The organism is Paraphotobacterium marinum, from assembly GCF_002216855.1.
GTDB lineage: Bacteria > Pseudomonadota > Gammaproteobacteria > Enterobacterales > Vibrionaceae > Paraphotobacterium > Paraphotobacterium marinum.
In genome coordinates, this window is the sequence record NZ_CP022356.1 from 172,071 (window position 1) to 186,287 (window position 14,217).

Here is a 14,217-nt window from a genome sequence, read left to right on the forward strand (position 1 = left end):
GAAAAGTGTAACAACTATCAAGATATTGATTGTTATAGTGTTTAGAAAAGCGTAACAACTTTCAAAAAGGAGATGAAGTTTATGGCAAAAGATAAAAATGCACCTAAAGGTCAAATTGATATGATACAAGAATTTGGTTGGAAAAATGGTCATGGCGGATATAGGAAAGGATCTGGACGTAAAAAGAGAGAGGAAACGGTTGTCTTGCGTATCCCCAAAGCATTAGAAGAAAAATTTAAAGCTCTCATCGTTGAATATAAAGCAAAAAAAGAAAATCATTAATTTGATGAAAGAACACCCAATTCAAAAAATTGGGTGTGATTCTCAGTTTAGAGTTTATTTCTATAATTTAATGATAATTAAAGGTAAGAAAATAGACTTAAAGGTGTTGTGAATGATTCTGGAAAATGATAATTTAAATACGCTTTATACAGTAAAAATCGGCAATTTTATCCTTTTTACTGGAAAAGGTCTCGAAGCCTTTTCAAATATATCTTTCCAGTTTTTATTCAAGTCAATACTGTGGTAGTATTTTCAATATATAAATCCTTCAATGGGTTTTTTTATAGCTATTTTTTTATACAATGAGCCCATTTCGATTGAAAAGCTTTTTACTTTTGGTTTGATTTGGTTTGCTTTGGTAATTGTAACATTAGATTCATTAAAAAAGAAAATCTAGGTAGTACCACTTTCATTATAAAAATATATACCTTTTGTGATTTGTACACTTGTTTTTAAGCATCCGTGCAACAGTTACAAAGTTGCAAGAAAGTTATTTAAATATACTTTAATATTTATTCCAAATAAAGCTTTATTTCTTAAATTAAAACCCTATTAGGTTCCACAGAAAGTTTTGAAACTTGTGTCAAAATTCTCTGGATAATTATTATATTTATTGAATGATTCGTTCATTTGATAAGGCTTTTTAATGATGTCTAAAAAATGACGAATTTCATCTAAACTTTCCGTCTTTTCATAGTCGTTGAGTAACCTTTCAATGTGATAGTTTCTTGGAATAATTTTTGGATTCGTTCTTTCCATCAATTTAATAGTTACTTCAAAGTCCAAATTGTTTTTTTGAAGTAAAATATCCCAATCTTGAAGCCAATCTTTTAAGCAAGAATATTGGCTATCATTTTCAGTAGTAGTTGTGGCAAGAGTTCGCTCAAGATAGCTGAAAGTATTTGTATAATCGAGTTTATTTTTTTCCATGAGACTAGTCAGCTTTGCAAAAAGATCGATAATTTCTACTGAACTACTTTGAAATCCAATTTTATTGGATATCATCATATTATATTTTTCATCAAACTTGCTCGGAATGTCTTTGATGATCTTAGTTGCAATTTCAATCGCTTGCTCATGATCAGTGTTGATAAAGGGTAATAAAGTTTCAGCAAAACGAGCCATATTCCATTGAAGTATCTTTGGCTGATTTAAGAAGCTATATCGTCCATAACGATCAATTGAACTAAATGAAGCATTTGAACTATAGGGACCCATCATTGCACAAGGACCATAGTCGATGGTTTCACCGGAAACTAATGTATTATCTGTATTCATGACACCATGAATAAACCCTACTCTTAACCATTCGGTGATTAAGTTGATTTGTTTGTCGATTACATTAACTAAGAGTTTGAGGTATCTATCTGGATCATTCTGCTCTAAAGAGGGGAAGTGTCTTTCAATTGTAAAGTTTATTAATTGTTTTAAATGTTCAATGCTTTCTTCCCTTGCAAAAAGCTCAAAAGTGCCCACTCTAATGTGACTACTTGCCACTCTTGTCAAAACAGCGCCTTCAGAAACATCATTTCTATAAACAGTATCACCTGTTTTTATAACGCATAAAGAACGTGTTGTAGGGATTCTAAGATAATAAAGTGCCTCGCTCATTATGTATTCTCTGATTGCAGGACCTATAGCATAACGACCGTCGCCTTGTCTTGAGAACATTGTTCGACCAGAGCCTTTTAATTGAAAATCAAAAAGTTGTCCTCTATCAGAAGATAACTGACCAAGCAAAACAGCTCTACCATCACCTAATGATGGATTATAATGACCAAATTGATGCCCAGCATAGGCCAGTGCTTTTGAATTAACACCATCTAGAACTTCATTTCCAGAGAAAATATTTTCAATTTCATTGTTTTTAAGGGTCAAATTAAACTGTTGAGCCAATTCATTATTATAAAGAACTAATGAAGGCTTACTCACTGGCTCTGGATTAATGACTTCATAAAAAATAGGATCAAGGCTAGCATAGATGTCTTTAAACATATTTATTTACTCAACATTCTTTGTTTTTCTTTTTGTCGTTTTTTAAGCTCTTTTCTTTCGGTTATGATCTTTTGAGCGTCATGACCTATGTGCTCTTCGCCTCGTGTTTTAGCCAACTGTACTTGTTTTTCGCGTTCTCTAAATTTTGCAAGTTGTTCTGAATTATATTGTCCGAAACATTTAGGGCAGCTAACACCTTGCTCGTAATGTTCATGTTGTTTATCTTCAGGCGTGATAGGTAAACGGCAAGCATGACACAGATCATGTATTGACTTTTCTAAATTATGATTAACTGAAACACGTCCATCAAAAACATAGCAATCGCCTTGCCACATACTCTCTTTTGAAGGGATCTCTTCTAAATACTTAAGTATGCCGCCTTCCAAATGATAGACTTCTTCAAAGCCTTCTTCCTTTAAGTAGGCGGTTGATTTTTCACAGCGTATACCACCTGTGCAAAACATCGCTACTTTTTTGTGTTTTTTTGGATCCAAATGCTTTTTGGTATATTCTGGAAACTCTCTAAAAGTCTTTGTGTTTGGATTTACAGCATTTTCAAAGGTACCCAATTCAATTTCATAATCATTCCGTGTATCAATTAACAAAACATCGGGATCAGATATGAGTTGATTCCAGTCTTGTGGTTTTACATATGTTCCGACTGTTTTTTTAGGGTCAATTGTGCTAACACCCATTGTTACAATTTCTTTTTTAAGCTTAACCTTTACTCGATTAAATGGCTGTGAATCTTCGTAACTTAATTTATAACTTATAGGATTTAAATTACTCTCTAAGTTCTGCAACCATTTTAAAAATAATTTTATATTGGAGTCTTTTGAGGCTATGGTGCCATTAATTCCTTCATGAGCTAATAAAAGAGTTCCAAATACTTGGAGTTCTTTCATTTTATTATGAATAGGGTCTTTCAATGAAACATAATTCGGTAACGAAACAAATTTATAAAGTGCACAAATTGTATAATTTTTCATGGTTCCTCAGCATTCTAAAGCGTAAATTTAGCGCGAAAAGTTTTAGCAAATTATACACTAATAATAAAAAAAAACTATGAATTTAGTTTTTTAGGTACTTCATATTGTAATGAATCGCATAATATTATAATTAACTTGACACTGTTTAAAAAATAAACAAATATTAGTTGTTTATTAATTTTGGAAAGGAGGGTTACGTATGAAATTTACAGACTTAATTGAAAAATTAAATGATGTTCAAAACAAAAGGTTATTAAAAAATAATGTTGATTACCAACTTTACTACCATTCAAGGCATCAAGCATTTCTTAAAAAAAATCAAAAATAAATTTAAGAATGATCAATGATATTATGAGAGTTATGATATTTAGCTTTCATATTATCATTAAAAATTTTATAACTTCATCTAAATTTTATTCATTTCATATCAATTAAGATTTAAATTGATTGAAATTAATTATATTCTTTTGATTAAGCTTTCATGACACAAAAGAAGGTAATTATTTCTAATGAAGCATATTTGGATTATTGGAACAGGTGGAATAGCGTTAGCTACTTATAGGCTATATTCAAAAAGAGATGATTGTAGCGTGCGCTTAATTGGCAGAAAAGAAGTCCAAGAAAATAACTTTGCAAAAGTAAACTCCAATGATGAAGGACAAATTTCAGATTTTATAATTAAAAATGGTATACCAGATGTCGTTATAGTAGCAACTGGATTATTAAGTAATCAAAGCCATGGGCCTGAAAAAACAATTGCATCATTTACATCTGATTGGTTTGATGAGAACTTGAAAGCAAATTTTTATCCTGGTGTTTTTTGGTGTAAATCATTAACAGCTCATCTAAAAAGGAAGGATGCAATTAAATTTGTGATTCTATCTGCAAGGGTAGGCAGCATTTCGGATAACCAACTTGGTGGTTGGTATAGTTATCGAATTAGTAAAGCTGCATTAAATATGTTCGTAAGAAACACCGCTAATGAATGGAGATACAAATATCCTCAGAGTATTATTCTGGCATATCATCCCGGTACTGTAGACACAAATTTATCTAAACCTTTTCAAAACAGCGGGATAAAAAAGCTTTTTACTCCTGACGAAGCAGCTCATAATTTAAAACAAAATATAGATAATTTAGACGACCCTAAGATTTGGAGTGGGCAATTAATAGATTGGCGTGGCGATATTGTCCAACCCTAAGGAGTGATTAAAAGATGTATAAAGATACTAAATATAAACTAACATTGGTTACTGTGTTTTTCATTGGTTTATTGGTTTGTTTATTCTTTTTATGCTTGCACTGGGTGTGTATATGACAGAGTTTAAAGATTACTCATTTTATTCACTTCATAAATCAATTGGTGCAATTTTACTTATATTTGTTATTTTAAGAATATACTGGAGATTTCGAAATAAATTCTTTGAGCCTATAACAAATCAATCAGTACTCTTAACCAGATGCGCTCATAGTATTCAATTTTTATTGATAACCATGACATTAGTTATGCCTGTTAGTGGAATAGCTATGTCTTATTTCTCAGGTAATGGACTTAAAGTTTTTGATGTCGAGATCTTAGCTAGAAATATTGATGACTTTGGTAAAAAGTTGCCTATTGATGGGAGTTTAGCTTCATTATTTCACGAAGTGCATCATTATGGTGGGTATATATTTATTGCCTTAATTTTAATTCATATTTTTGCTGCAATTAGACATATTTATCGAAAAGAAAATTTTGTTCAACGAATATTAGGAAAAAATATAGAAATTAAATAACTTTGTTAAAGAGTTTATAAAAGCACTCATATTAAATAGGTTAACTATCTAAGTATAAAAAAATGCACAGACTATTATAGTGTGTGCATTCAAAGTCAATAAAAGAAAAGTTAATTTGTTTTTACCTTATACATATCTTTAACATAATAAATATCCAAAGGGTTACTCATAACACCTTTTAAGTCAGGTTTGATAAGATGTGTATTTAAACCATAAAATACAGGCATTGCGGGAACATCTTTGGCGATAAGCTCTGACATTTTATAAAATAAATCTTTTCTTTTTTCTTGATCTTCGGTTTCAAAGGACTTTGCAAACAGATTATCGTAATCTTTGTTACTCCACTGTGCATCATTTTGAGCATTCCCTGTTGTCCAGTTTGCTAAAAATGTTGAAGGATCATTAAAATCGCCAATCCATGTCATTCTGAGTAACCCATAATCACGCTGACTTCTTTGAGCTAACATACTTTTCCATTCCATTTGGTCTAATTTAACCTTAACTGGCAAACTTTGCTGAAGCATTGCTTGGATGGCAACAGCCAACTTCTGATTAACGTCTGCTGTATTGTAAAGTAAGTTTATGGTGGCTGGGTTTTGTTGGTTATAACCGGCTTTTTTCAGCAATTCATTTGCAACTTGAATTCTTTTTTCTTGACTCCATGATGCGTAATCTGGTTTGAATGGTTTGTAGTTATCTACATTATTTGGAACAAGGCTATACGCTGGAAGAGCTGCACCATTTAATAATTGTTTTGCAATTGCATCTCTGTTAATCGCTATTGTAATTGCTTTTCTTACATCAACCTTATCGAGAGCGGGCTTTTTAACATTTATGCCAAAATAAGTTACTTTCAAACCTGGAGTAGCTCTAAATTGATCATTATATTCCTGCTTAATCTTTGAAATTAAGTCAACTGGAACTGTATAGGTCATATCAAGATTATCGGCAGCATATAATTTATATTCAGATGATTCCACCAGTGGTAAAAAGGTGGCTTTTGTAATGTGAACGTTCTTACTATCCCAATACTTTGGATTTTTTTTCAGTACAAATTTTTCATTTAACACATGCTCAGAAAGAGTATAAGCTCCATTTGATACTATATTTTGTGCCTTAACCCATTTAGATTTAAACTTTTCCACAATCTCTTTGGGTAAAGGAGCCAGATTAATTTGGCTTGTCATTGAAATAAAAAATGGTGTGGGTTTACTTAAGGTAACTTGGAATGTTTTTTGGTCTAAGGCTTTGACACCTAACTCGCTTGGCTTTTTCTTGCCATTCATTATATCATCAGCGTTTAGAACATTACCAAGACCTAAAAAGTAAGAATATTCTGAACTTGTTTGAGGTGCAACTAGTCTTTGCCAAGAATAAACGAAATCTTCTGCTGTAACAGGTTTGCCATCAGACCAATTAGCATCTTTTCGTATATGAAATGTATAAACTTTATGATCTGAGCTAATATCCCAAGATTTTGCGGCTGCAGGCTCCGGCTTTCCATCTTTACCAATTTGAGTTAATGTTTCAAATAAATTAACTAAAACAATGGTACATTCGTGGGTTGAGCAAAGATTAGGATCATATGAGTTACTTTCAGAACCCATTCCTAATGTTACTTCTTGTTTTTGAGCTAATTGAACGTTTTCAGGTTTATCAGATGCAAATGCATTACTTGAAATGGTTAAAAAAATAGATGATGTGACCAATATTTTTTTAAAAAAATTTTTTTTGCCATGTGTTTGCCTTATTGTTTAATTAATATTTAAATCCTTTTTTAAAACAATCCATTTAAGTAGTTTAAGATAATAAGTTTATTTCATAAAGTAAATAAAAAAAAATTTTAGATATTTTTATTTAACCCTAAAGTTAAGTTTCATGCTTAATTTTTTTTGGTAACTTATGCATAGTTAATACAATCAAACCTAAAATTGAAATACAAGAAAGAAGTGTAGCCATCATTTCTATAGAGTTTGTCAAGTGGGTCGCTATAAAGGTTATAACAAAAACTCCAAGCATTTGAAGGCTTCCATACATTGCAGCTGCCTGTCCTTTTAAGCTTGGAAAAACATAAAGAGCCCCAACAGGAGCCATAGACAGAACACATCCAGAGCCAAATGCAAAGATAATAATACTAAATAGCACTAATTCATATGATGCAAAATATGATGCAATAAACATTAACAGTGAACCTAAAATCAAAATAAAAAAAGCTATAAAAAACAATAATATTCTGAGAACTTCTTTTTCAAAAAATTTAAAGTAAAAAAACGTCCGGAAATACTGCTGGATATAAGAATTAGCGAAGATAAACCATATATTTTAGGAGAAATATGAAAAGTTTGGATGGCAATGAAAGATCCCATTAAATAAAAAACAAGAATACCAGATACGGATATGACCGCAAACAGTGTATAGGTTAAAAAAGTAAAGTTTTTTATGATTTGTTTATAATCATTAAAAATCTTCTTTGGTTTATGCGCATCCATGTTTTTATTCAAATTGGTCTCTTTTAAAAAAAAGACGAGTAATATAAAAATTAGGATAGATTGTAATACCATAAAGAAAAAGCTTCCCTTCCAGCCATAATAGTGTTCTAAAAATCCTCCCAAGGTTGGAGTAAGTGCAGGGAGTGTCATAAAGAGTATGCCAGTCCATGTTAATAAGCTGGTTAATTTTTCTTTATCAAAAGAGTCTTGCATTATGACTCGAGCTAATAGAAATAAGCTACCTGCTGCAAAACCTTGCAAGATTCTTCCAATAATCAGCATATTTAGGTTGTAGGATAATAAACAAAATATTGCTCCTATAAAAAAAAGAATAGAAGAGAGGAGTGCAATATATCTTCTACCAAATCTTTCGGATAATGGACCAATAAAAATTTGTATTAATGAAAACGCGATTAAAAAATCAGTGACAGTTTGTTGTGCTGTAGTGGCGGAAACTTGAAGAGCTTTTGCCATGGAGGGTAAGCTGGGAGCATACATGTCAGATGCAAAAAAGTAAGCGCTAGCCATGAGAACACTTAATAGTATGATTTTAATCGTAGACATTTTGTATTTGTTAGTTTCTATTTATGATTTAAAAATTATAGGGTTATTATTTTTCTTTTCAACTTTTATAAAATATATAAATAATTTCCTAAGTAGAAATAATAAAATTAAATAATAAGTTACACTTTAATAGAGATTGACTTAGGTTATAATAAAATTAATTATCCATTTTGGTTATGGAGCTTTAATTGTTCAGATTTATAAAAGAAAGACCTTTATTAATATATTTTATTGTAGTTTCAGGGTTATTTAGTTTAATAGAGCCTGTTTATGAATATTTTCAAAGTGTGATTTTTTATAACTATAAAGAAATTGATTATTATCATGCAACAGAATTAATATTTACCCACATTATACAGTTCATATTGTTTGTAAGTTTAATTTTTTCTTTTGAGTATTTTTTTAATACGAAAAAAAAATCTCTAATAATTCTTAAATATAGAGTGCTCTTTTTCCTTCTTTTATTGGTCTATACAACTATTCATATTATAGTGTACCTAAATGTGAATTTTTTAACCAACCTTTTTATTGAACCACCAATTGAAACACATTCAATAATTTTTGCAAATTTTTCAAAAAAAATATTACCTTATATTATTTTAGCGGACTTTAAGACTTATATTGGATTGTTTTTTTATATACTGTTATCAAGAGGGGTGCTATCCACAGGCACTTTTTTTATTAACTATCGTAACAATAATTTTTCTGGAGAAAAATCCCTAGCTTAACAACAAAATCAACAGAAAAACATTCTGACAGAATCAATGAATCCTGAAATTTCAGAAATTTTTGTAAAAAAAAGAGACAGAGAACTGTTTATTGATGTACAAAATATTTTATATTTTCAATCTTCAGGAAATTATATGGAATTTAGTAATGGAGAAGAACTTTTTTCAGTTAGAAGCACCACTAAAGAGATAGCAAATAGACTTCCTAGAGCTTTCATTCAAATCCATCGATCGTCTATAGTAAATCTAACAAAAATTAGTCATGTCTCCACAAAACAGCCCTCAAACAAAGTTTTTGTTAGTTTAACGAATGGCGAAAGCTTTACAGTTTCAAGATCGTACCAAAAAAAGTTTAAAGATATTTGGAAAAATATGAAGGTTACTCATGAAAAATAAAACTCTTCAATATATCAAGATCTATTAATTTATAGTTTTGGGTTTCAATGAATGCTTGTTCAAAAGAATGGATGTAATTATATAACTTTAGATATCCGAGTTGACCAGATAAACCCTTAATTAAATGAATGTTTTCTTTTAAACCGGCCTCATTTCTATTTTGTATCAATGGTGCAATATCATTAATCAATTTGATTAGTTCTTTTTTAGCCATATCTGTTAGATGGCTATTATTTATAATACTTTGATTTAAATCTTGATTTATAAACAGTTCAATACCACGTTTTTTTGAAAATCAATTACATCTTTGATGATTTTTTCGAACATTGTTCGATCAATAGGCTTAGAAGCAATTTGAAAAAATATGTTTTTTTCTTGATATTTTTTAATATCAAGAGTATCAGCAGTTAATGCTACAATGGGTGTGTTATTATCTAAAATATTTTGATTTTCTTTCCACTTTTGAGTTGTTTGTACACCATCTAGATCCTTCATTCTGATGTCCATAAAAACTACGTCATAAATATTTTCACTCCCCATCTGTAAAGCTTTGTAGCCTGTGTTTGCTCTTTGAACATCATGACCAAGTGATTTAAGCATTAAACTAAAAATTTCAAGATTAATTTCAAAATCATCGACTAAGAGAATTTTTAATCTGTAATGGTGTCTTAAGTTATTTTTTTGAATAAATGTTTTTTTATGATGACTTAAATTTAGTGCATCTAAATAAAGAGAAAACGGGGTAAACAAATAGATAGGATCAGAAAGGTTCTGCGAGCTTGAATTATTTATATGGGTTTTAAATCCCCATTCATTAAGTTGTTTCCATAAATAGTAGGGTGCATTAACAGATTTTTTTCCAATCACATCTTTATTAAACTTAGGTAATATAATCGGAATTTTTAGTGTAAATGTTGATCCCTTTCCATATTCACTTTTTACTGTAATCTGGCCTTTAAGTAAATTTGCCGTTTTACTTGATATAGCAAGCCCTAAACCAGTTCCTGCTATTTTATCGTTTTCTCTAGAATATGCTTCGAAAATATGTTTTTGCGAACTTTTTTTTATGCCAATGCCCTGATCAGTAATTGAAATATATAAATTATTTTCATGTCTAGATAAATTTATTAAGATAGGACCTTGTTGAGAAAATTTAATGGCATTACTGATTAAATTAATTAAAATTTGACGGATTTTAACTGGATCGGTCATTATGCTTTCAGGCATACCATCATTAGATATAAAGACACTAAACTTTCTTTTGCGGTTATCGGGGTTTGTATAGAAGATTAAACCACAATCTTCAATTAACTGCTTAATATTAGTTTGTTTTAATTTAATGGAAAAATTCCCAGCTTCTATCTTTCTATTTTCTATGAGGTTATTTAAATGATCTTGTAAAATTGAGGAGCTTTGTTTAATAGTTTTTATTAAGAATTTTTTATGACTGTTTTCTTTGTAAGAGATAAGTTCAGAAGCTGCCATTAAACTACTGAGCGGTGTCCTTAACTCGTGATTTAATATATTAATCTCTTGATTTATACGGATATTTGAAAGTTCTGCAATGGCCTTTGCTTTTTCCAATTCTCTTGTTCTTACTTTTATTTTTTTTCTAAATTTATATTATGGTTTTTAATTTGTTGTACAAGTTCATTATAAGTTTGATTAAACTCTCTTAAAATAAGATTATCTTTAATTAAATTATTATCCTGTGATGTTTCTTTCTTTTGTTTTATTAACTGAACTAAGTTTATAAGTGGTAGAGTGAAGTTTTTATAAAGAATTACATACAGTATTATAGATAAAAATAAGAGTCCAATTAAAAGAGATGGTAAATAAGTTAATATTTGTTTGATATTTATTTTTAAATCTGAGCCTATGTATTCAATTAAGATTAATTTCCATGGTGATTTGTTATAATAACTTTCAGATACCAAATAACCATCATTTTGGAATATATGATTTTTTGTGGTTTCATTATGCTTATTATCTTTACTCATTATTGAATAAAACTTCTTAGTATCGATAGGTAACTTATTAAAAGGAAGTATTTGATTATTTACTTTATTTGCAATTACAACAAACGAATTTGGTTGTTGATGTTGAAATGAATTATTTATGAAAGTATAGGGTAAATAAACACCTATATATACCTGTCCAAATCTTACACTATTCACTTTTTGTATTAATGGAATATCCCATGAATTTTCTTTTCCATGACGTATGGGTACTCCCCAAACTAAGGTGTGATTTTGAGCATTGCTTTTACTTAGACTAAGATTATTTTTTTTGATTATCTGTTCAATATTTTGTGGGTTAAAAAAACTCGATCCTACCGAACTTTTTTGTGCGCAAAAATTCAAAGAAGTTAGAAGCATTCGTTTATCTTTTGGACTATAAACAAAAATTCCATTATATTTATTGTAGGAAGTTAAAGTTATGTTATAACTAACAAGCTCTAAAAGTTTATTATCTATGCTTTTATAAATTTTATTATGTTGATTTACTTTTTGCCAATAAAAATCTTTTTTTAAGGCGTATAGCTTAAAGTTACAAGGTAGAGGAGCATCAATAAGTTCTTTAGAACTACTAATCTTTTTATCATTTTCATCTGCATATTGTATAATTTTTGCAAATTTTAAGAGATCACTTTCTGCAACTTTAAATTTAAGGTTATCAATTTTAGATTGGAGACTAGCCAGTTTCAAATTTTCAGCTTGTATATTATCTAATCTAAAACTATCTGTATTAAAGTAGTGATAAATCGTAAATAATTGAGTAAAGAGCCATATTACTGCACTAGATAAGATAACTTTAAAGATTATTTTTGAATTAGTTATATTGAATGATTTCATTTAAAAACCAAGTCTTTTTGCCCATTTAATCAAATCAATTGCATTATGTGCATCAAGTTTGCGCATTAGATTTAATCTGTGAGACTCAACTGTTTTTAGACTAATTAAAAGGTGCTCTGCAATTTCTCTATTCTTTTTTCCTTCATAAATTAATTTCAAAACTTGAGATTCTCTTGTCGTTAATTTAACTTGTTCTTTATTTTCATTTTCTTTTTTTAAAACACTTACATTTATTTCAGGATCAATGAATATCTGGTTTTTTAATACAGATTCAATGGCATTATGCAAAGTATATTGTTTGCTTATTTTAAGGACATAGCCTGAAGCCCCAGAATCTAATGCTTCTTTAATCTTCGATTCATCTGTTGTAGCACTTACACAAATTATTTTTAACTTAGGCCATCTTTTCTTTAATTTTGTAATGACATCTAAGCCTCTCATTCCTGGTAAACCAAGATCAAGGAGAACAAGATTAGGTTTATGCTTAACACACCAATTGTAAACATCTAAACCATTTTCACAAACACCTATGACCTCAATAAAATCAAACTTTTCAAGAAACTCTTTTATTCCATGAGCCACAAAAATATGATCATCTACAATAAGAGTCTTTGTTTTTGACATGAATTTATCCTTAAAAGTCAAAATATAATATAAATACAATGTATTTATATTATATTTAATGGTGTTTTTCTACTTTTATAATATTAATAATAATCAGATCTTAAGATTGAAATGATCTTTCAAAAAATGTGGATTAAAATGAATACTTACCTCCTATCCAAACATTATTACCTTGGTAATATTGCTCATTTTTTTTCAGAAAGTCATTCTGATATTCTATGTAGGATAGGAAGTGAGCATTAAAGTTATATTTCAAAGCAAAATCAGCATTGTTTGCATATGTTGGATTATTTTTTTGAGTTAATGTTGTTACTTTTTTAAGGTAACCTCCATTTGAATTGTTATCGTTAAAATCTAGATATTGACCATAGTTATAAACTGCTTGTAATGTCCACTTTTCAATAGAATAAGCAATTGCTGCTTCAGCTCCCCAGTATTTTGCTGAACCAATATCAACATTTGTCAAAGGAGTTGGATTTCCGTTAACAATAATGTTAGGTGAAGAAAAGCCAGGACCAAAAACTGTATCATCAAGGTTCGTGAGGCCCAATGTTTGATCACCTAAATAGTATCCTGTGGTTAGATGTTTACCAGCTGATCCTAATAAACCTAAATAAAGATTATCAGTGTTATATGAAAGTCCGGCCATTGTATTGTATGAGTTCAATCGTTGAACCCCATCATTTACTTTATATGGGTTAACATTATCTCGTTCATAGGCATAACCTAACCCCAAAGATACTCCTGCATCAATTGGGTTGTAGACCAATGATCCAGCAAAACCCTGACCTACTGTATCTACTGTCGACTGTTTACCATGATAGGTTGTTATTAAGGAAAGTTGATCTAAATTCTTTTGATATTTTAAAGTATTTGCAACTCTATTAGCAGTTGTAATTCTATTGGCTGCAGTATCACCATTGTTGGGCATAATATCCGTAAAATTACTTATAGCACCAAGCGCGCCAAATTGTTTACCATAAGTAAGAGTACCAAAATCTCCGCCGATTCCGGCATAAATTTTTCTGACTTGGTGAATGCCTTTACCAACAAACTCTATTTCTGACGATCCTATCGCATATAGATCATCTTTAATAACGGATTTTCCATTAAACGAAACTCTAAACCTTGAATCATCATTAGCATTTGAAATTGAATTATTCACTGTACTAAATTGGTTGTTCTCTATATTTATTGCATTTGGTGCTTGATTAAATTGCATTCTGGCTTCAACAAAGCCACCAATTGATAATGATGTCCCATCTTGATCATAAATAGTAGCACCATGAGATACTGACGTTATTAGACTAGTTAACCCTAATGCAAATAAAATTTTTTTCACTTTTCCTTCCTCCTGACTCTTTAATGATTATCATTATCATTATCGTTTTGAGAGATTCATCATACTTAATTTTAAAGTGATAAATATAGGGTCAATACCTGAAATAAACTTAGCTTTTTTGGAATTTGTTGATAATAAGTACCATTATCACTATTGTTGTGACCTTGTTTAATAAAT

The 14,217-nt window shown here is 29.8% G+C and carries 15 protein-coding genes; 5 read left to right on the top strand and 10 right to left on the bottom strand.

The window, feature by feature from the left end; genetic code table 11:
• The first annotated feature begins 81 nt into the window (after window positions 1–81).
• The gene (locus CF386_RS07995) at window positions 82–282 is read left to right on the top strand and encodes a hypothetical protein (RefSeq protein ID WP_089073908.1); all 201 of its coding nucleotides are present in this window, start codon (window positions 82–84) and stop codon (window positions 280–282) included.
• A gap of 552 nt (window positions 283–834) precedes the next feature.
• Here the strand turns inward: CF386_RS07995 and CF386_RS08000 are convergent.
• On the bottom strand, window positions 835–2,277 hold the full coding sequence (locus CF386_RS08000) for a protein adenylyltransferase SelO (RefSeq protein WP_089073909.1): 1,443 nt from the start codon (window positions 2,275–2,277) through the stop codon (window positions 835–837).
• A gap of 2 nt (window positions 2,278–2,279) precedes the next feature.
• Window positions 2,280–3,266 (bottom strand): oxygen-dependent tRNA uridine(34) hydroxylase TrhO, encoded by a 987-nt coding sequence (gene trhO, locus CF386_RS08005; RefSeq protein ID WP_089073910.1) that lies wholly within the window; start codon window positions 3,264–3,266, stop codon window positions 2,280–2,282.
• 199 nt (window positions 3,267–3,465) lie between these two features.
• Between trhO and CF386_RS13420 the strand changes: the two genes are divergently transcribed.
• The 3 genes from CF386_RS13420 to CF386_RS08015 all read left to right on the top strand — a co-directional run bounded on the left by CF386_RS13420 (window position 3,466) and on the right by CF386_RS08015 (window position 5,042).
• Entirely contained in the window at window positions 3,466–3,594 is a 129-nt protein-coding gene (locus tag CF386_RS13420) for a hypothetical protein (protein ID WP_264080499.1), read from the top strand.
• A 181-nt stretch (window positions 3,595–3,775) separates the two neighbouring features.
• The gene (locus CF386_RS08010) at window positions 3,776–4,468 is read left to right on the top strand and encodes an SDR family NAD(P)-dependent oxidoreductase (RefSeq protein ID WP_089073911.1); all 693 of its coding nucleotides are present in this window, start codon (window positions 3,776–3,778) and stop codon (window positions 4,466–4,468) included.
• A gap of 43 nt (window positions 4,469–4,511) precedes the next feature.
• Window positions 4,512–5,042, top strand: a complete 531-nt coding sequence (locus CF386_RS08015; RefSeq protein ID WP_225971813.1) for a cytochrome b — start codon at window positions 4,512–4,514, stop codon at window positions 5,040–5,042.
• Between the two features lie 110 nt (window positions 5,043–5,152).
• On the opposite strand, the gene CF386_RS08020 is transcribed toward CF386_RS08015, so the two are convergent.
• The 3 genes from CF386_RS08020 to CF386_RS08030 all read right to left on the bottom strand — a co-directional run bounded on the left by CF386_RS08020 (window position 5,153) and on the right by CF386_RS08030 (window position 8,095).
• Window positions 5,153–6,751 carry a peptide ABC transporter substrate-binding protein gene (locus CF386_RS08020; RefSeq protein ID WP_089073913.1) on the bottom strand — a complete coding sequence of 533 codons (1,599 nt, stop codon included), beginning with the start codon at window positions 6,749–6,751 and terminating at the stop codon, window positions 5,153–5,155.
• Window positions 6,752–6,911: 160 nt separating this feature from the next.
• Window positions 6,912–7,223, bottom strand: coding sequence for an MFS transporter (locus tag CF386_RS08025; RefSeq protein WP_145955032.1), 312 nt, complete (start codon window positions 7,221–7,223; stop codon window positions 6,912–6,914).
• 32 nt (window positions 7,224–7,255) lie between these two features.
• Window positions 7,256–8,095 carry an MFS transporter gene (locus tag CF386_RS08030; RefSeq protein ID WP_089073915.1) on the bottom strand — a complete coding sequence of 280 codons (840 nt, stop codon included), beginning with the start codon at window positions 8,093–8,095 and terminating at the stop codon, window positions 7,256–7,258.
• 764 nt (window positions 8,096–8,859) lie between these two features.
• Between CF386_RS08030 and CF386_RS08040 the strand changes: the two genes are divergently transcribed.
• On the top strand, window positions 8,860–9,219 hold the full coding sequence (locus CF386_RS08040; RefSeq protein ID WP_089073917.1) for a LytR/AlgR family response regulator transcription factor: 360 nt from the start codon (window positions 8,860–8,862) through the stop codon (window positions 9,217–9,219).
• Here the strand turns inward: CF386_RS08040 and CF386_RS08045 are convergent.
• The 5 genes from CF386_RS08045 to CF386_RS08065 form a co-directional block, all read right to left on the bottom strand.
• On the bottom strand, window positions 9,203–9,433 hold the full coding sequence (locus CF386_RS08045; protein ID WP_089073918.1) for a hypothetical protein: 231 nt from the start codon (window positions 9,431–9,433) through the stop codon (window positions 9,203–9,205). The two genes, CF386_RS08040 and CF386_RS08045, sit on opposite strands and share 17 nt — an antisense overlap.
• Before the next feature lie 47 nt (window positions 9,434–9,480).
• Entirely contained in the window at window positions 9,481–10,803 is a 1,323-nt protein-coding gene (locus CF386_RS08050) for an ATP-binding protein (RefSeq protein WP_089073919.1), read from the bottom strand.
• 17 nt (window positions 10,804–10,820) lie between these two features.
• Window positions 10,821–12,074, bottom strand: a complete 1,254-nt coding sequence (locus tag CF386_RS08055; RefSeq protein WP_089073920.1) for a hybrid sensor histidine kinase/response regulator — start codon at window positions 12,072–12,074, stop codon at window positions 10,821–10,823.
• The gene (locus CF386_RS08060; RefSeq protein WP_089073921.1) at window positions 12,075–12,698 is read right to left on the bottom strand and encodes a two component system response regulator; all 624 of its coding nucleotides are present in this window, start codon (window positions 12,696–12,698) and stop codon (window positions 12,075–12,077) included.
• A 133-nt stretch (window positions 12,699–12,831) separates the two neighbouring features.
• On the bottom strand, window positions 12,832–14,040 hold the full coding sequence (locus CF386_RS08065; RefSeq protein ID WP_089073922.1) for a porin: 1,209 nt from the start codon (window positions 14,038–14,040) through the stop codon (window positions 12,832–12,834).
• Between the last annotated feature and the right edge of the window lie 177 nt (window positions 14,041–14,217).